This is a genomic window from Bacillus sp. FSL K6-0073, assembly GCF_038006085.1.
Classification (GTDB): Bacteria; Bacillota; Bacilli; order Bacillales; family Bacillaceae_G; genus Bacillus_A; species Bacillus_A cereus.
This window is the reverse complement of record NZ_JBBOUN010000001.1, coordinates 4867501-4884048: the sequence shown is the minus strand read 5'-3', so window position 1 is coordinate 4884048 and position 16548 is coordinate 4867501. Positions and strand designations below refer to the sequence as shown.

The window sequence follows — 16548 nt, the reverse complement described above, 5'->3', positions numbered from 1 at the left end:
TCTTTTTCTTATAATTAGAACTGAATTTTCTTCTCTAAGAAACCTTTTAGTTCGCTAATTGGCATACGAACTTGTTCCATTGTGTCACGGTCACGTACTGTAACAGCTTTGTCTTCAACTGAGTCGAAGTCGTATGTGATACAGAATGGTGTACCGATTTCGTCTTGACGACGGTAACGTTTACCGATAGAACCAGTTTCATCAAAGTCTACCATGAAGTCTTTAGCTAATTCTGCGAATACTTCAGTAGCACCTTCAGATAGCTTTTTAGATAATGGTAAGATAGCTGCTTTGTATGGTGCTAAAGCAGGGTGGAAACGAAGAACTGTACGAGAATCGTTTTCTAATTGCTCTTCTTCATATGCATCACATAAGAATGCTAATGTTACGCGGTCTGCGCCTAAAGATGGCTCGATGCAGTATGGTACGTAACGCTCATTCGTTTGTGGATCGATATAGTTAAAGTCTTCGTTTGAGTGTTCCATGTGACGTTTTAAGTCGAAGTCTGTACGAGATGCAACGCCCCAAAGTTCGCCCCAACCGAATGGGAATTTGAATTCAATGTCAGTTGTTGCATTACTGTAGTGAGATAACTCTTCTTCACCGTGGTCACGAAGACGTATGCTCTCTTCAGACATACCAAGTGAAAGTAACCAGTTTTTACAAGTTTCACGCCAGAATGCGAACCACTCTAAATCTTCACCAGGCTTACAGAAGAATTCAAGTTCCATTTGTTCGAATTCACGTGTACGGAATGTGAAGTTACCAGGCGTGATTTCGTTACGGAAACTCTTACCGATTTGGCCGATACCAAATGGAAGCTTTTTACGCATAGAGCGTTGAACGTTTTTGAAGTTTACGAAAATACCTTGTGCTGTTTCAGGACGAAGGAAGATTTCGTTTGTGCTAGACTCTGTAACACCTTGGAATGTTTTAAACATTAAGTTGAACTGACGGATTTCAGTAAATTCTTCACTACCGCAATCAGGACATTTTACTTCATGTTCTTTCATTAAGTCAGCCATTTGGTCGAAAGTAAGACCGTCAACAACCATTTCGATGCCTTTTGCATCTAAAGCATCCTCAATTAATTTGTCAGCACGGTGACGAGCTTTACATTTTTTACAGTCGATCATTGGATCGTTGAAGTTACCAACGTGACCAGAAGCGATCCAAGTTTTAGGGTTCATTAAAATAGCTGCGTCTAAACCAACGTTGTGTGGAGATTCTTGAATGAATTTTTTCCACCAAGCTTTTTTAACATTATTTTTTAATTCGATTCCAAGTGGACCGTAATCCCAAGTGTTTGCAAGACCACCGTAAATTTCAGAACCAGGGAAAACAAAACCGCGATGTTTCGCTAAGTTTACAACTTGTTCCATTGAATACATAAGAAAATCCTCCTTTTGAAAGTTAACGTATTGGCGATGACATACTCTGATACTTTGGAAACGAGCAGTATATGCTAAAAAGAACATAAAAAAACGCTCATCCCAAGGCTTATTTGCCTAGGGACGAGCGTTTGCCCGCGGTTCCACCCTAGTTGATACACAAAAGGTGCATCCACTTTATCATGTATTGCTCAGGACTGCCGTTTCCTTGCGGCTTCAGGCTTTCACTATCCCTGAATCGCTTTTTATGCAAGTACTTATAAGTCCGTCATCGCTACTTATATTAATAATAATGAACATATTCTAACACGTTCTTTTTTAAATCTCAATAGAGGAACGCGTCTATCTATGATAGAGTCTCGCCTATTTTTTCGTTATTTATTCGGTAATTTTGTTTAATATGCTTAATTGCTTCGCGCTTACTTAATGGAGCGAGCTCATTGTTTTGCACGTATTCCCAAACTACATCCGGATTTGTTTTTGCATATTCACGAAGGACCCAGCCAATTGCTTTTTGAATGAAAAATTCTTTTGAAGAATGTAGTTGTCCAATAATCCAGAAAAGAAGTTCTTCATCCATCTTTTGTTTATATTTGAGTTGGAATAAAATAGTGGCACGTTGTAACCAAATGTTATCTGATGCAATCCATTTTGGGATATAGGCAGAAATCAATTCTGGATGTTGTAAAAAGATATTACCTAAAAATGTAGGTACGATGCTATCGACAGTGTCCCACCAAGATTTTGTTACAATCAATTCTTCTAAGAAGGGGATATGTGTTTCGTTTATATGCTTTTTATATTTTTGCATAATATCAAGTGCAGCCGCTTGGAATTCACGTTCTGGTAAGTCCCAAAGTTCACGTACGATAATTTGGAAGTCTCTTTTATCTGGGAGAGTATGTATTTGAATGATGTCTTTTAATAATTGGCGTCTTTCCGGTGTTTGAATACCTAGAAATGGGAAGTGATTTTTCATATAACGAGCCATAGGTTCTGCTTTTTCAAGATTTTGATGAGCTGTAAAATGCTCTTGTAATGCTTTTACAAATGGATGCATACGTGTTTCTCCTCTCTTATTCTCTTTCTTCTCTTATTATACAAAGAGTTTGGATAAATTTTAAAACATAACTTGCAATGTAATGAAATATGTTGAAAGTAGAGAGGAGAGGATAAGATGGAGGATCAAGGCGTACTAGCAGGTTTCTTTGCTCTTAGTTTTGCGTTTATTCTTGTTATATTGATTTGGGCAATTATTTCATATTTGTTAACGGCTTTTGCACTTTATTCGATGGCGAAAAATGATGGTGCAACGGACGGGGTGCTTGCGTTTATTCCGTTTTTGAATAGTAAGACGTGGGGGGACTTAGCGAAAGATAAATTACCAGATTTTTTGAAAGAAGAAGCAGGGTGGAAAGTATTCGGCATATATGTTGCATGTTTCATTTTTAATTTCGTACCAATTATAAGTTTACTAGCAACAGCTGTATCGATTGTATTGTCCATTTATCTTATCTACGCTATTTTAGACAGATACGGAACGAACTCTATATTATTTACGATTATTCATGTAATCACATTTTCGGTGTTCTTACCGATTCACTTATTTATTATTCGAAATGAACCGGTGAGATATAAAGAGTAGATTTTTCATTTTTGTTGATAAGTAGCTATAAGTAAAAAAGCGCCCTGATTATCAGAGCGCTTTTTCTACTACATAAGGTAGCGTAAATAAATATAAATGTGAGAAATGATTAATGAAACGATCATAATTGGGAAACCGACTTTTAGGAAGTCCATGTAACTAAATTTATGTCCTTCGCGGCTCGCGATACCTGCAACGATTACGTTAGCAGAAGCTCCGATTAATGTTCCGTTTCCGCCCAGACAAGCACCTAGTGCTAATGCCCACCATAATACATCGATTTGTGCGTCAGATGGTGATAAGCCTAGCCCAACTGCCATATCGTTAATAAGTGGAATCATTGTTGCGACGAATGGGATGTTATCAATTGTTGCAGAGGCGATACCAGATACCCATAAAATAAGGATGGATGCGTAAGAAATATCTCCGCCTGTTATACCAATTACTTTTTGAGCTAACATTTTGATAAGACCGATATCGATAAGTCCTCCAACAAGTACGAATAACCCTGCGAAGAAGAAGATTGTTACCCACTCTACGCTTGCAAATACTTCTTCAATTTCATGCTCTTTCACACCAATTAACATAAGTACAGTAGCACCAGTTAAGGCGATAATAGCGGCATCGATATGGAAAATAGAATGAGTCATGAAACCTACAATCGTAAGTCCAAGTACCGTTAAAGATTTTTTCATTAATACTGGGTCTTTAATGTATTGTTTTTCATCTAAGCTCATTAATTTTTTAACTTGTACAGGATCGGCAATTAATTGTTTGCGATACATGAAGTAAAGTATTATCGCTGTAACTGCAATAATAATAATTACAATTGGTGCTAGATTCAATAGGAAAGCATTGAAGTCTAAATGCTTATTTGCAGAACCAATCATAATGTTAGGTGGATCACCAATTAATGTTGCTGTTCCTCCAATGTTTGAAAAAATAATTTCAGAAAGTAAATAAGGAACAGGATTTACTTGCAGTATGCGCGTAATAGATAAAGTAACTGGAACAACAAGAAGTACAGTTGTAACGTTATCTAAAAATGCGGAGCCAAGCGCGGTAAGTAAGGAAAGTGAAATTAAAATTTTAATTGGATTTCCTTGCGCTCCTTTTGCCGCTTTAATGGCAACGTATTGGAAGACACCTGATTTACTCGTAATGTTCACCAAAATCATCATACCGATGAGTAGCGTAATCGTTCCCCATTCAATATGTTTCGTAAAGGCGTTATGTAAATCGACGACCCCCACAATTACCATGAGTGCTGCACCAAGAAGTGCGATGACAGCGCGATTAATTTTTTCAGAAATAATAATGGCATATGTAATTAAAAAGACTGCGATAGCAAAATAATACTGCCAGTTAGCGAGTTCTTGCGTTGTTTCGTGCAAAAATCTCATCTCCTTTCATTCACTTTTTCTTAGTGTGTCAAAAATGCTCTAGAAGAAACACACATAACGTCATTATAAAGTAGGAAAATGGCGGATGTAAATGAAAGGAGAGATTTTGTCATATTTTCTGCATAGGTCATTTTTTCTTATTTTTTAAAATATTTGTGGGCATTTGACATATATATAAGATACATCCAATCTGAATATTTAAAATGGAATTAGCATTCGAGCTTGTTCGTGTAGGAGTGTCAAATAGAAAGGAATGACAAAAATGATAAGGAAGGGATCGTATGGATGAACAACGATTTTTATTTTTAGACTTTGAGTTTACGATGCCCCAGCATAGAAAGAAACCGAAAGGATTTTTTCCAGAGATTATTGAGGTAGGACTCGTTTCAGTTGCTGGCTGTAAGGTAGAAGATACGTATTCATCACATGTCAGGCCGAAAACATTTCCCTCTTTAACGGATCGATGTAAGAAGTTTTTAGGAATAAAACAAGAAGTCGTGGATAAAGGGATTTCATTTCCTGAACTCGTTAAGAAGCTTTCAGAATACGAAACGAAATGTAAACCGACAATTGTAACGTGGGGAAATATGGATATGAAAGTGCTGAAGCATAATTGTGAAATGGCAGGGATAGCTTTTCCATTCTTCGGACAGTGTCGTGATTTATCGCTTGAGTATAAGAAGTTTTTTGGAGAAAGAAATCAAACAGGATTATGGAAAGCAATTGAGGCGTATGGAAAAGTAGGGACAGGGAAGCATCATTGTGCGCTTGATGATGCAATGACGACGTACAACATTTTTAAACTAGTAGAAAAAGATAAAGAGTATTTAGTAAAACCAGCACCTCCAACATTAGGAGAACTTGTTGATTTTTCAAAAGTGTTAAAGAAAGTGAGCACACAGTAACGACCAAATTGCACATTATGTAATTTGGTCGTTTTGTTTTTTAGAGTTTGTAGTCTTTCTTTAATTGCTCTAATGTGTCTAGACTACGAACCGCAAAAGGTGAATCATCTTCAGAAAATGAATTCATTTGAGTTTCTAATGCTAATTTTAGTGAATCTGTATAATCCGGAATTTCTCCTTCATATTTCTTCACCATTTGTTCTGGAATGTTCGTTTGCTCACGAAAAGCTAAAGCGCGTCTTTCGTGGAAAAATGGTACGTCAGCTTGTTTTACGTTATGTAAGTCACCTTGCACCGGATGTTTTAAAACAGCTAATACTTTTACGACGTAACTGCCAGGGCGGCTATTTGTAACCTCGCCAATGTATTTTCCTGTTTTATAAATACCAGTAACGATTTCACCAATTTCAAATGTTTCTCTCATATTTTTCACCTCAAGTTTATAGTAAGGAAAGTGAGGGAAGGAGTCAAAGAAATCCTTCGTTTTCAGAACGCCCCTTGAGAATATGGGGAGGTTGCACTATAATTTAAAATTATATAACAGAAAATTCTGATGTTTTATAAATCCTATAATAAGGAGTGTTCTATATGATGCCTTTATATTTTCCGGAAGATAAAACAGAATATATTATTCCAGGGATTGTTTGTGTTCTATTTATTATCGGTGCTATTGCTACGTGGCGCATGTTTATTCGTATATCAAAAAGAGAAGCAGACCGATTACAGAAAGTTGAAGAAAAACTATTAGCTGAAAAGAAACAGTAACGCATTTTTGTATGTTTCCCTCTATGCTCGGACAATCTAAGGGCAGAATATATTTTGGAGGGAATAGAATGAAGAAACGGCTTTTTTTCAGTTGTTGTTTATTATTTCTGATGGCAGGTTGTGACCAAGGAAAGCCGAAAGAAATTGACGTGAAATTACATAATGCTTCAGGTGATGAAGTAGGGACTGCGAAAGTAGTTCAGCAAACAAGTGGGGTGAAAATTACGATTAAAGGGGAAGGTTTCACGCCAGGACCACACGGACTACATGTACATGAAATCGGAGAGTGTAAGGCACCTCGTTTTGAATCATCTGGGAATCATTTTAATCCTGATGATAAAAAACATGGTCTTCTTAATCCGAAGGGCGCAGAAAACGGTGATTTACCGAACGTAGTTGCAGATGGTTCTGGAAAGATTAAAGCGGAAATCGATGCACCCCACATTACACTTGAAGAAGGGAAAACGACGATTCATAGAAAAGATGGAGCGTCTATTATTATTACAGAAAACCCTGATGATGGTATGACACAACCGACAGGTAAATCAGGGGATCGAATTGCTTGTGGCGTAATTGTAAAAAAAGCATCGGATATGAAGAAAAAGTAAAAGCTACCGTGAATGGTAGCTTTATTTGTGAAATGTAATTGAAAATATATCAGCGATTATTGGAATATATCGACTGTAACTCAAATTATATCGGCGATTATTGGAATATATCGACCGTAACTTGAAATATATCAGCGATTATTGAAATATATCGACTTACCGACAAAATATGACAAAGGAGTCTGCCCAAGAATGATTCGGGACAGACTCCTTTCTTATTATGAAAACGTATGACGCAGTCTGTTTAAAATTTCTTCTAAAACAGATCGTGGACAGCCGATGTTAATTCGAATATGTTCTTCGCCACCTAACCCGTATTTCTCACCAGGTTCAACGATGATTTTTCCTTTTTCCTCAAGTAGTGCGGTACGCTCGTTTTGAGAAAGCTTTAGACGTGAACAATCAATCCATAATAAAAAGCTACCTTCTGGCTTCGTTACGGAAAGAGCAGGTATGTGAGTTTTAATATATTCACAAGCAAATTGAGCATTATCTTCTATATATAATCGAATTTCGTTTAGCCAATCATTACATTCTGTATAGGCGCTTTGCATCGCTGTATAAGCGAAGATATTTAACCCGTGGAAGCCTTGTCTATACTGGATAGCTGTAAAGGCATGACGGAGCTTTTCGTTTGGAATGATAATGATCGACGCTTGTAATCCAGCGATATTAAATGTTTTACTTGGAGCCATGCAAGTGATAGTGCGCTCTGCTAATTCTTCAGATAAGGAAGCGAACGGTGTATGTGTATGGTCTGCATAAATGATATCGGAATGAATTTCATCCGCCACAACGATTACGTCATATTTAGTACATAACGATCCGAGCTGCACAAGTTCCTCTTTCGTCCAAACGCGTCCGATTGGGTTATGAGGGCTACAAAGAAGCATGAGTTTGATGCCTTGCTGAAAGTGCTTTTCTAAATGCTTGAAGTCTATCACATATGTATCATTTTGTTTCTGTAATGGACTCACGCATAACTGCCTGTTGTTTGTTGTGACCATTTCGAAAAATGGAGGATAAATAGGTGGTTGTACGAGAACAGATTCGTTTTCTTTGGTGAAAGCCTGTATGCTCGTACTAAGAGCTGGAACGATTCCGGCGCTAAAGACAATCCATTCTTTTTGAATATCCCAGTTGTATTGTTGTTTTGTCCAGTTACAAATAATATCTCCAATATTTTCGGGAGGAAGTGTATAGCCAAAAATCGGATGTTCGATTCGTTGTTTTAAGGCAGTTTGAATTGGTTTTGGTACTTCAAAATCCATATCAGCAATCCAAGCATGGATAAGTTCTTCGTTTTTATATGTATCCCATTTTATACTATGCGTTCCACGTCGATTGATTGCTTTATGAAATAGTTGCATAAGTTTGCTCCCTTCTTCTGTAAAACCAATAAGTTATGAAAGTTCTCTCTCTTCTTATAGAATAGCTGATGTGATAGGATAAAGAAAAGTATTAAAAAGTGAAAAGGCGGGAAGCGAATGGGTACATATGAAAAGATGATAGAGGTTGTGAAGAATTGGGATCCGTTTCAAATGGGACCGGAGTTTTATGAAACAGAAGCGAGCGATGTTGTGAGCGTCATAAGTGTGTTTGACGATCCAAAATATATCGCAAAGAAGATTCAACATATATACTTTATGTCTTTTGAGGAAGTACCTGCGCTTGAAAAATGTGAGAAATTAGCTGTGGAATTACTTGTAATAAAAGAAGGCGGAAGCTGTTCATTATAGGCTGTCGGGATTTCCGACAGCCTTTTTTATATTATCCCGCTATCTGCTGGGTAGTAAGACCTTCACCTCAAAATTTAGCGGAAGCAAAGAAGTTAGGTGGAGGCTGATTAAAGTTTCATTTTATTGCGCGGAAAAAGCGATAATTTCTTCATAAACATGTTCAGGCTTTTCTTCAGGTAGTAAATGTCCTGTATTTTCGTAAGAAATAAATTTTGAATTCGGTAAATCTTTGTGTAGACGATGACCTACATGTACAGGGACGACGCGGTCTTTTTCACCCCAAATGAGTAGGATAGGTGTTTCGATTTTTTGTAATTCAGTTGAAGATAAGTCACCTTCACGGTCTCGTATCATGCGAGTTAAAGCGGGAAATATACGGTCGTCATAAAAAGGAGCGGAGTAACCTTTTTTCATTTCATCGTCAATTAATGAGTGATCATGAACGACATTCATTAAGTTATGAACAATGCCGCGCCTTATAATCCAGTTCTTTACGTATAAATGAAAGAACGGTAAATAAGAAGAGTATAGTAAAGGTAAGGTTGCGCGCGCTAAATAGCTCGAGCTACATAGTAAAATCGTCTTTGAAATGAGTTCAGGACGTATACGGTTTACATAGAGAGAAATTTGCCCACCCATAGAATGCCCAACTAATACAATGTTTGAGAGAGATAAATGTTCAATTAAATCAATAATAATCGTTGCTAAATTGTGATAAGAATACTTAAACAGATGAGATTTATCACTTTTTCCGAACGGTGGCAAATCAAGAGCAATGACTGTTCCTTCCTTCGATAGTAAAGGAATGAGACGGCGGTAGCTGAATGAGGAAGATAAAAAGCCGTGAACGAGTATGAAAGTAGGACGTTCTGTTTTATTATCATGTTCATACAATTCGTAATGAACAGTAGTGCCGCGAGTGGAAAAAGTGAAATAAGGACAAGTATATTTATGATTCATTTTTTGTCACTCCATTGATTTTTGTTCATATCATCTCCAAGGAAGAAGAAAATATGTTAACAAAAAAAGGCAAGATGACGATGTCATCTTGCCTTTCGTTTATTCAGTATTACCCGCGAACAATATTAGGCGGTGTTTTTCCTTGTAACCCTGCAACTAAATTTTCAGCGGCGGTCATGGCCATTTGCTGACGAGTTTTTAATGTTGCAGATCCGATATGTGGTAAAGTCACAACATTTTGTAATGATAAGAGTGGATTATCTTTTTGAATCGGCTCTTGTGTAAATGTATCGATACCTGCTGCAAAGATTTTCTTTTCTGTTAAAGCATGGATTAACGCTTTTTCATCTACTGTTTTGCCGCGAGAAGCATTAATGAAGATTGCTGTGTCTTTCATTAATGAAAATTCCTTTTCTCCGATAAGGTGATATGTTTCATCTGTTAATGGAGTAAGAAGAACAATAAAGTCAGACTGCTTCAGTAGCGTCTGTAAATCACAATATGTAGCATCGAATTTTTGTTCAGCTTCTTCTTTACGACGGCGGTTATAGTAAAGAACATTCATATCAAATCCGAATTTTGCTCGTTTTGCAACGGCTTCTCCAATTCGGCCCATACCGATAATACCAATTGTGCTATGGTGTACATCTAGTCCGAAGTGTTCTTTTCCGATTTCAGCGTTCCATTCACCATTTTTCACGTAAGAATCGAGTTCGCAAACGCGGCGCCCAGCTGATAGCATAAGGGCGAAAACGAGATCAGCTACTGTATCATCTAATACGTATGGTGTATTCGTTCCGATAACATTTCGGTTTTTCATCGCTTGTAAATCAAAATTATCGTAACCGACAGAAATGTTGCTCACTACTTTTAAGTTAGGAGCTACTGTCAGTAATTCTTCATTAATAGCAGATCCGAAATTTAATAACCCATCTTTATCTTGTATTTTCTTTAATAGAATATCACGAGGTACTTTCTCATTTTGATCCCATTTTTCATAATCACAGTGTTCTGATAAATAGTTTTCTACAAATGTTGGAACTGGTTCAGCAATATAAACTTTTGGTTTCACGGTTCCATCCCCTTTCGTTTTATCACGTATTTTTCCGCTGATTAAAGTTTCACTTTACCCCACATTAACGGACAGTAAGTCTCCCACCTCAAAAAGCAGCTCAAGTAAAGAGGTTAGGTGGGAGAGCAACTGTCCGTAAAAGCCCGATTGGTGCGGGCTAATAGTCAGCGGGGTAAAGCATTTCGCTGATTAAAGTTTCACTTTATTTTGACATAATTCAATAGAAAAATCTTCTTTTCAAACTGGAAAGGGTATTTGTATAATTTAGACACAAACGAAAAGGAAGGATGATTTATATGGTGACAGAAAAAGAATTAGAATTATTAGCTTGTCTTGAAAAGAGTAGTCGATTATCTGTAGATACATTAGCGAAGCTGTTAAATATAGAAGTAGAAGAAGTAAAGAAGATGGTTGCGAGATTAGAAAATGAAAAGATTATTGTGGATTATGTAACACATATCGATTGGACGAAAGTGAAAGAACATACAGGTTTAACGGCAATGATCGATGTGAAAGTTACGCCAAAGCACGGCGTTGGGTTTGATGCGGTTGCTGAACAAATTTATCGTTATTCAGAAGTGAAATCCGTTTATTTAATGTCAGGGACATATGATCTTTCTATTACATTAGAAGGGAAAACGATGGGGGAAGTAGCGATGTTTGTTTCTGAGAAATTAGCAACAATTGAATCTGTCGTTTCTACAACTACTCATTTCATTTTGAAGAAGTATAAACATGAGGGCGTTATTTATGAAAAAGACGATGATGATAAGCGAATTGTGGTGACACCATGAAGCAATTTGAACTATCTAGATCAGCAGAATCTTTAAAACCATCTGGTATTCGAAAATTTTTTGATTTAGCAGCAAATATGAAAGGTGTTATTTCCCTCGGGGTAGGAGAGCCAGATTTTGTTACCCCTTGGAATGTAAGGCAAGCATGTATTCGTTCTTTGGAACAAGGGTATACGTCATATACAGCAAATGCAGGATTATTGGAGCTCCGTCAAGAAATAGCAAAGTATCTAAAAAAACAATTTGCAGTATCTTATGACCCAAGTGATGAAATCATTGTTACAGTTGGAGCGAGCCAGGCGTTAGATGTAGCGATGCGCGCCATTATAAATCCTGATGATGAAGTGCTCATTATTGAACCAAGCTTCGTTTCTTATGCACCACTTGTGACATTAGCTGGAGGAGTTCCGGTTCCTGTGGCGACTACTTTAGAAAATGAGTTTAAAGTACTACCAGAACAAATTGAAGCAGCTATTACAGCGAAAACAAAGGCGATTTTGCTTTGTTCACCAAATAACCCGACAGGTGCAATGCTAAATAAATCCGAGCTTGAAGAAATAGCAGTGATTGTTGAGAAGTACAATCTAATTGTATTATCTGATGAAATTTATGCAGAGCTTGTATACGACGAAGTATATACAAGTTTCGCGAGTATTAAAAATATGCGTGAGCATACGATTTTAATTTCGGGATTTTCAAAAGGGTTTGCGATGACAGGATGGCGTCTCGGTATGATTGCAGCTCCTGTTCAATTTTCAGAATTAATGCTCAGAATCCATCAGTATTCAATGATGTGTGCACCGACGATGTCTCAGTTTGCAGCACTTGAGGCGTTACGGGCAGGGAACGATGAAGTGATTCGAATGAGAGATAGTTATAAGAAGCGTCGTAACTTCATGACGAAATCTTTCAATGAAATGGGCTTAACGTGTCATGTGCCAGGCGGAGCATTTTATGTTTTCCCTTCTATATCTTCAACAGGATTATCTTCAGCGGAATTTGCAGAACAGTTATTGCTGGAAGAAAAAGTGGCTGTTGTCCCTGGTAGCGTATTTGGCGAAAGTGGTGAAGGTTTTATTCGTTGTTCTTATGCAACGTCGCTTGAACAACTTATGGAAGCAATGAAGAGAATGGAACGGTTTGTAGAGAATAAAAAAAGGACAAAACGTAATACGTTTTGTCCATAAAAGGGGGGGAATACTAGAAAGCCATGTGTTAGTAGTCTATCCCAATATTGGATAATTATACTTCTTTAAGGGAAATTTTTCATGAATTTTGAATGAGTTCTGTCATAGTGGTATAATTTACTAATATAAGGTATACGCATTCTAGATAACGTTATCTAGAATGCGTACTAACCAATCGGATATTTAAAATAAATATATCTGCTTTGCTCTCTATAATTGTAGAGAGAATGGTAAACGTATGGGAGTGTTTCATATGTCAGAACAATATACAACAGGAGTGGTTGTAACAGGGAAAGTGACTGGAATTCAAGATTACGGTGCGTTTGTAGCGTTAGATGCAGAAACACAAGGGCTTGTGCATATATCTGAAATTACAAATGGATATGTAAAGGATATTCATGACTTTTTAAAGGTCGGCGATACAGTAGAAGTAAAGGTACTTTCAATTGATGAAGAGCACAGAAAAATGAGTTTATCGTTAAAAGCGGCGAAAAGAAAACAAGGAAGGATTCTTATACCGAACCCATCTGAAAACGGATTTAATACGCTGCGAGAAAAGTTGGCAGAATGGATTGAAGAGTCCGAGTTAACAAAGTAAAAGAGGAACGCATATGAGCGTTCCTCTTTTACTTTATCTTATGATATATATTTGCAAATATGATTGCATGCAATCATATTCGTATGTCGGAGGTGAAAGGACATACTGATTATCGAATTTCGTTTGTTTCTGGGTGCGTACCAAGATTTTCAGATGGTTTAAACAGTAAACCAAGGTTGATAAGCCCAGATATACCAACGATGCCGTAAATAATACGTGCAAGAGCTGAATTTTGTCCACCGAAAATGGCTGCTACTAAGTCAAACTGGAAAAACCCGATTAGTCCCCAGTTTACAGCGCCAATTACAGTAAAGACTAATGCGATACGTTGTAAAGTACTCATGAAAAAGCCCCCCTTAATTGTGAAGCATGAGCAAGCGATGAGTTAATTAACTCTTTTATAGAATGGGGTAGTTATGTTGTTTTTATACATAAAAAATGTTTGAAAGAGGATGTATATACATCTATACCGAAAAATGCGAATTTTTATGCAAAAAATGAACTTTTTCTAAAAAATATATATTGGTTACGTTTACAATGTTTGAATCGCTTGATTTACAACTTCAGTTTCGCTAAAGTGAATACAGAAATACATATCCATAATTGGAGGGAAAAAGATGAGTACACATGTAACGTTCGACTATTCTAAAGCGTTATCCTTCATCGGTGAACATGAAATCACTTATTTACGTGATGCAGTGAAAGTAACACATCACGCAATCCACGAAAAAACTGGAGCTGGGAACGATTTCCTTGGGTGGGTAGACCTTCCGCTTCAATATGACAAAGAAGAATTTGCTCGCATTCAAAAATGCGCAGAAAAAATTAAAAATGACTCTGACATTTTACTTGTTGTAGGTATCGGTGGTTCTTACTTAGGAGCACGTGCAGCAATCGAAATGTTAAACCATTCTTTCTACAACACGCTTTCTAAAGAACAACGTAAAACTCCACAAGTGCTATTTGTTGGACAAAACATTAGCTCCACTTACATGAAAGATTTAATGGACGTATTAGAAGGTAAAGACTTCTCTATTAACGTTATTTCCAAATCAGGTACAACAACAGAGCCAGCACTAGCATTCCGTATCTTCCGTAAGTTATTAGAAGAAAAGTATGGAAAAGAAGAAGCTCGCAAACGTATTTATGCAACTACAGATAAAGCGCGTGGTGCATTAAAAACATTAGCTGATAACGAAGGTTACGAAACATTTGTTATTCCAGATGATGTTGGAGGTCGTTTCTCTGTATTAACGCCAGTTGGTTTATTACCAATCGCAGTAAGTGGCTTAAATATTGAAGAGATGATGAAAGGTGCAGCTGCTGGTCGTGATGACTTCGGAACATCAGAACTAGAAGAAAATCCAGCTTACCAATATGCAGTAGTTCGTAACGCTTTATACAATAAAGGAAAAACAATTGAAATGCTTGTTAACTATGAACCAGCACTTCAATACTTCGCTGAGTGGTGGAAACAGTTATTTGGTGAAAGTGAAGGGAAAGATCAAAAAGGTATTTTCCCATCTTCAGCAAACTTCTCAACTGATTTACACTCATTAGGTCAATACGTTCAAGAAGGTCGTCGTGACTTATTTGAAACAGTTCTTAAAGTAGGTAAATCTACACATGAACTAACAATCGAATCAGAAGAAAACGATTTAGACGGATTAAACTACCTTGCTGGTGAAACTGTAGACTTCGTAAACACAAAAGCATACGAAGGTACATTACTTGCACATAGCGACGGGGGAGTACCAAACTTAATCGTCAATATTCCTCAATTAAATGAGTACACATTCGGTTACCTTGTATACTTCTTCGAAAAAGCATGTGCGATGAGCGGCTACTTATTAGGCGTGAATCCATTTGACCAACCTGGAGTAGAAGCATATAAGAAAAACATGTTTGCTTTACTTGGTAAACCAGGATTTGAAGAATTAAAAGCAGAATTAGAAGAGCGTTTAAAATAATAAAAAGCGACCGGATTCCGGTCGCTTTTTATTATTTTATCGAAAAGTCCATCAGTATATTCAAACTAAAGTGGGTATGCTAAAGGAAAAGTCTAGGAGGGATGGGCTTGATTCCGATTCAATCAAATTTAGAAGGACGTACATATGCGTTATATAAGTTAGAAGAGATTATGAAACCACTTGGATATAGCATTGGTGGTAATTGGGATTATGATAAAGGATGCTTTGATTACAAAATCGATGAAGAAGATGGGTATCAATTTTTACGAGTTCCATTTACAGCCATTGATGGAGAACTAGATGTACCAGGCGTAATAGTTCGTCTTGGAACGCCGTATATTCTTTCGCACGTATATCAAGACGAACTAGATGATAATGTGAATACTTTAACAGCTGGAACAAGTGGAATGGATCAATTTGCTGAGCCGAAAGATCCAGATGGAGATGTGAAAAGAAAATATATCAATATTGGGAAAGTGCTCATGCAAGAATTAGAGCGTCATTTTACTAATGGTGAATAACAATGAGTATGTCGCTTTCAATGAGAACAAAGGAATGAACTGGATTAATCATATATTGTTCGTCGCGCTTTATACCTAGTAAGAGAATGTTTTGCTTTAAAAGAGTATAGCTACAATTGGCAAAAGTTTGTCCGGTGCAGGACGATGGAAGCTCCATCAGTTGTAATTTATTATCAGAGATTTCGTCGTAAAGTGAAAATAGTACACCTGAAATGGAAGGGAATAAAAGAGAAGCGGTAAATACATAGCTCGTTAATTTATTTCCTTCTATAATTTCTGACACGCCAGCTCTCGTTGCATTTTGTATTTGTTCAGAAGTAAGAAGTTCAGCGATGCAGTGAATGTTTGGGTTGAGCCCTTTTGCAGTTAAAATATTTAAAATGGACTGTGTATCCGCTAAGCTTTCGTTTTTTTCTTTATCAGCTGTTATTAATATGGTGTGTGCCGTTGCAATATTAGCCTTTAATAAAGTTTGATCGTGATGCGGACAACCTTTTATAAATTCTAAATGATGAAATGGTTTTGGGAGTAAAGAAAGTGTTTCATCAATTAAAACGATATCAAGGTTTGGTTGTAATACGTGCATTTGCTTTACAACATGTTTTGCGCGCTCATTCCAGCCAACGATAATCATATGACCGTTAGAAGTAGCGGCTTCTTCACCTTTAATTTTCATATATTGTTTATTAATCATTTCAGTAGCAAACAGCACCATATAATAAGAACAAAAGCCAGTTCCTAATAAAATAATACTTATACCTATTAGTTTTCCTAGCGTCGTATGGGGAGCAAAGTCGCCATATCCAACTGTAAAAATGGTAACGATTGACCACCAAATTCCGTCAAACCATGTAGTGAAATGAAAAGGTTCTAATCTATGTATAAGAAAACCGGAAAAAGCAGTCAGTACAATAATAAAACAAATTAAACGGAAAATAATGGAATCGCGAAATGTATCTACTAAATTCGGACGGGATTTCAATTGCCTAT

General features: G+C 36.9%; 19 protein-coding genes. 10 read left to right on the top strand and 9 right to left on the bottom strand.

The features are described 5' to 3' along the window. Positions 1–14: 14 nt before the first annotated feature. Together MHB52_RS25400 and MHB52_RS25395 are read right to left on the bottom strand one after the other, a co-directional pair. A complete protein-coding gene (locus tag MHB52_RS25400; RefSeq protein ID WP_061664373.1) occupies positions 15–1391 on the bottom strand; it encodes a glycine--tRNA ligase in 1377 nt (458 codons plus the stop codon). A gap of 346 nt (positions 1392–1737) precedes the next feature. Then, on the bottom strand, positions 1738–2451 hold the full coding sequence (locus MHB52_RS25395; protein WP_016110874.1) for a DNA alkylation repair protein: 714 nt from the start codon (positions 2449–2451) through the stop codon (positions 1738–1740). A 117-nt stretch (positions 2452–2568) separates the two neighbouring features. Between MHB52_RS25395 and MHB52_RS25390 the strand changes: the two genes are divergently transcribed. Further along, entirely contained in the window at positions 2569–3036 is a 468-nt protein-coding gene (locus MHB52_RS25390; protein WP_000390061.1) for a hypothetical protein, read from the top strand. Positions 3037–3104: 68 nt separating this feature from the next. Here MHB52_RS25390 and MHB52_RS25385 read toward each other — a convergent pair whose 3' ends face one another. Continuing rightward, positions 3105–4430, bottom strand: a complete 1326-nt coding sequence (locus MHB52_RS25385) for an ArsB/NhaD family transporter (RefSeq protein WP_000545231.1) — start codon at positions 4428–4430, stop codon at positions 3105–3107. A 290-nt stretch (positions 4431–4720) separates the two neighbouring features. Here MHB52_RS25385 and kapD point away from each other — a divergent pair, with 290 nt between their 5' ends. After that, positions 4721–5344, top strand: coding sequence for a 3'-5' exonuclease KapD (gene kapD, locus MHB52_RS25380; RefSeq protein ID WP_000344358.1), 624 nt, complete (start codon positions 4721–4723; stop codon positions 5342–5344). Between the two features lie 40 nt (positions 5345–5384). Here the strand turns inward: kapD and MHB52_RS25375 are convergent, their stop codons facing one another. Then, on the bottom strand, positions 5385–5768 hold the full coding sequence (locus MHB52_RS25375) for a kinase-associated lipoprotein B (protein WP_016118805.1): 384 nt from the start codon (positions 5766–5768) through the stop codon (positions 5385–5387). A gap of 164 nt (positions 5769–5932) precedes the next feature. Here MHB52_RS25375 and MHB52_RS25370 point away from each other — a divergent pair, with 164 nt between their 5' ends. Then, complete coding sequence (locus tag MHB52_RS25370) at positions 5933–6109, top strand: hypothetical protein (RefSeq protein WP_000982755.1); 177 nt, start codon at positions 5933–5935, stop codon at positions 6107–6109. A gap of 68 nt (positions 6110–6177) precedes the next feature. Then, positions 6178–6717 (top strand): superoxide dismutase [Cu-Zn], encoded by a 540-nt coding sequence (gene sodC, locus MHB52_RS25365; protein WP_061664374.1) that lies wholly within the window; start codon positions 6178–6180, stop codon positions 6715–6717. 218 nt (positions 6718–6935) lie between these two features. On the opposite strand, the gene MHB52_RS25360 is transcribed toward sodC, so the two are convergent. Continuing rightward, the gene (locus MHB52_RS25360; RefSeq protein WP_061664375.1) at positions 6936–8087 is read right to left on the bottom strand and encodes a MalY/PatB family protein; all 1152 of its coding nucleotides are present in this window, start codon (positions 8085–8087) and stop codon (positions 6936–6938) included. 117 nt (positions 8088–8204) lie between these two features. On the opposite strand from MHB52_RS25360, the gene MHB52_RS25355 reads away from it, so the two are divergent. Further along, positions 8205–8456 (top strand): YugE family protein, encoded by a 252-nt coding sequence (locus MHB52_RS25355; protein ID WP_000537645.1) that lies wholly within the window; start codon positions 8205–8207, stop codon positions 8454–8456. A 120-nt stretch (positions 8457–8576) separates the two neighbouring features. On the opposite strand, the gene MHB52_RS25350 is transcribed toward MHB52_RS25355, so the two are convergent. Beyond that, positions 8577–9416, bottom strand: a complete 840-nt coding sequence (locus MHB52_RS25350) for an alpha/beta fold hydrolase (protein ID WP_001015858.1) — start codon at positions 9414–9416, stop codon at positions 8577–8579. A 109-nt stretch (positions 9417–9525) separates the two neighbouring features. Further along, positions 9526–10518 carry a 2-hydroxyacid dehydrogenase gene (locus tag MHB52_RS25345; RefSeq protein WP_061664376.1) on the bottom strand — a complete coding sequence of 331 codons (993 nt, stop codon included), beginning with the start codon at positions 10516–10518 and terminating at the stop codon, positions 9526–9528. Between the two features lie 266 nt (positions 10519–10784). On the opposite strand from MHB52_RS25345, the gene MHB52_RS25340 reads away from it, so the two are divergent. From MHB52_RS25340 to yugI, 3 genes are all read left to right on the top strand, one after another. Beyond that, positions 10785–11282 carry an Lrp/AsnC family transcriptional regulator gene (locus tag MHB52_RS25340; protein WP_000255696.1) on the top strand — a complete coding sequence of 166 codons (498 nt, stop codon included), beginning with the start codon at positions 10785–10787 and terminating at the stop codon, positions 11280–11282. After that, positions 11279–12469, top strand: a complete 1191-nt coding sequence (locus tag MHB52_RS25335; RefSeq protein ID WP_000808525.1) for an aminotransferase — start codon at positions 11279–11281, stop codon at positions 12467–12469. The genes MHB52_RS25340 and MHB52_RS25335 overlap by 4 nt, the downstream gene beginning before the upstream one ends. A 253-nt stretch (positions 12470–12722) precedes the next feature. Further along, positions 12723–13067, top strand: coding sequence for a S1 domain-containing post-transcriptional regulator GSP13 (gene yugI / locus MHB52_RS25330; protein WP_000003764.1), 345 nt, complete (start codon positions 12723–12725; stop codon positions 13065–13067). A 109-nt stretch (positions 13068–13176) separates the two neighbouring features. On the opposite strand, the gene MHB52_RS25325 is transcribed toward yugI, so the two are convergent. Continuing rightward, positions 13177–13410, bottom strand: coding sequence for a DUF378 domain-containing protein (locus tag MHB52_RS25325; protein ID WP_000105788.1), 234 nt, complete (start codon positions 13408–13410; stop codon positions 13177–13179). A gap of 274 nt (positions 13411–13684) precedes the next feature. Here MHB52_RS25325 and MHB52_RS25320 point away from each other — a divergent pair, with 274 nt between their 5' ends. Together MHB52_RS25320 and MHB52_RS25315 are read left to right on the top strand one after the other, a co-directional pair. Next, on the top strand, positions 13685–15037 hold the full coding sequence (locus MHB52_RS25320) for a glucose-6-phosphate isomerase (RefSeq protein WP_061664377.1): 1353 nt from the start codon (positions 13685–13687) through the stop codon (positions 15035–15037). A gap of 107 nt (positions 15038–15144) precedes the next feature. Next, the gene (locus MHB52_RS25315) at positions 15145–15558 is read left to right on the top strand and encodes a YugN-like family protein (protein WP_000612334.1); all 414 of its coding nucleotides are present in this window, start codon (positions 15145–15147) and stop codon (positions 15556–15558) included. Here the strand turns inward: MHB52_RS25315 and MHB52_RS25310 are convergent. Further along, positions 15545–16540: a potassium channel family protein gene (locus MHB52_RS25310; protein ID WP_016118802.1), complete on the bottom strand. Its 996-nt coding sequence runs from the start codon at positions 16538–16540 to the stop codon at positions 15545–15547. The two genes, MHB52_RS25315 and MHB52_RS25310, sit on opposite strands and share 14 nt — an antisense overlap. Positions 16541–16548 lie beyond the last annotated feature (8 nt).

Bases quoted from the DNA above. Each gene is read 5' to 3' on its own strand.
- kapD (WP_000344358.1), top strand. From the start codon at position 4,721: ATGGATGAACAACGATTTTTATTTTTAGACTTTGAGTTTACGATGCCC.
- MHB52_RS25335 (WP_000808525.1), top strand. From the start codon at position 11,279: ATGAAGCAATTTGAACTATCTAGATCAGCAGAATCTTTAAAACCATCT.
- MHB52_RS25375 (WP_016118805.1), bottom strand. From the start codon at position 5,768: ATGAGAGAAACATTTGAAATTGGTGAAATCGTTACTGGTATTTATAAA.
- yugI (WP_000003764.1), top strand. From the start codon at position 12,723: ATGTCAGAACAATATACAACAGGAGTGGTTGTAACAGGGAAAGTGACT.
- MHB52_RS25370 (WP_000982755.1), top strand. From the start codon at position 5,933: ATGATGCCTTTATATTTTCCGGAAGATAAAACAGAATATATTATTCCA.
- MHB52_RS25340 (WP_000255696.1), top strand. From the start codon at position 10,785: ATGGTGACAGAAAAAGAATTAGAATTATTAGCTTGTCTTGAAAAGAGT.
- sodC (WP_061664374.1), top strand. From the start codon at position 6,178: ATGAAGAAACGGCTTTTTTTCAGTTGTTGTTTATTATTTCTGATGGCA.
- MHB52_RS25360 (WP_061664375.1), bottom strand. From the start codon at position 8,087: ATGCAACTATTTCATAAAGCAATCAATCGACGTGGAACGCATAGTATA.
- MHB52_RS25350 (WP_001015858.1), bottom strand. From the start codon at position 9,416: ATGAATCATAAATATACTTGTCCTTATTTCACTTTTTCCACTCGCGGC.
- MHB52_RS25390 (WP_000390061.1), top strand. From the start codon at position 2,569: ATGGAGGATCAAGGCGTACTAGCAGGTTTCTTTGCTCTTAGTTTTGCG.
- MHB52_RS25395 (WP_016110874.1), bottom strand. From the start codon at position 2,451: ATGCATCCATTTGTAAAAGCATTACAAGAGCATTTTACAGCTCATCAA.
- MHB52_RS25320 (WP_061664377.1), top strand. From the start codon at position 13,685: ATGAGTACACATGTAACGTTCGACTATTCTAAAGCGTTATCCTTCATC.
- MHB52_RS25400 (WP_061664373.1), bottom strand. From the start codon at position 1,391: ATGTATTCAATGGAACAAGTTGTAAACTTAGCGAAACATCGCGGTTTT.
- MHB52_RS25325 (WP_000105788.1), bottom strand. From the start codon at position 13,410: ATGAGTACTTTACAACGTATCGCATTAGTCTTTACTGTAATTGGCGCT.
- MHB52_RS25355 (WP_000537645.1), top strand. From the start codon at position 8,205: ATGGGTACATATGAAAAGATGATAGAGGTTGTGAAGAATTGGGATCCG.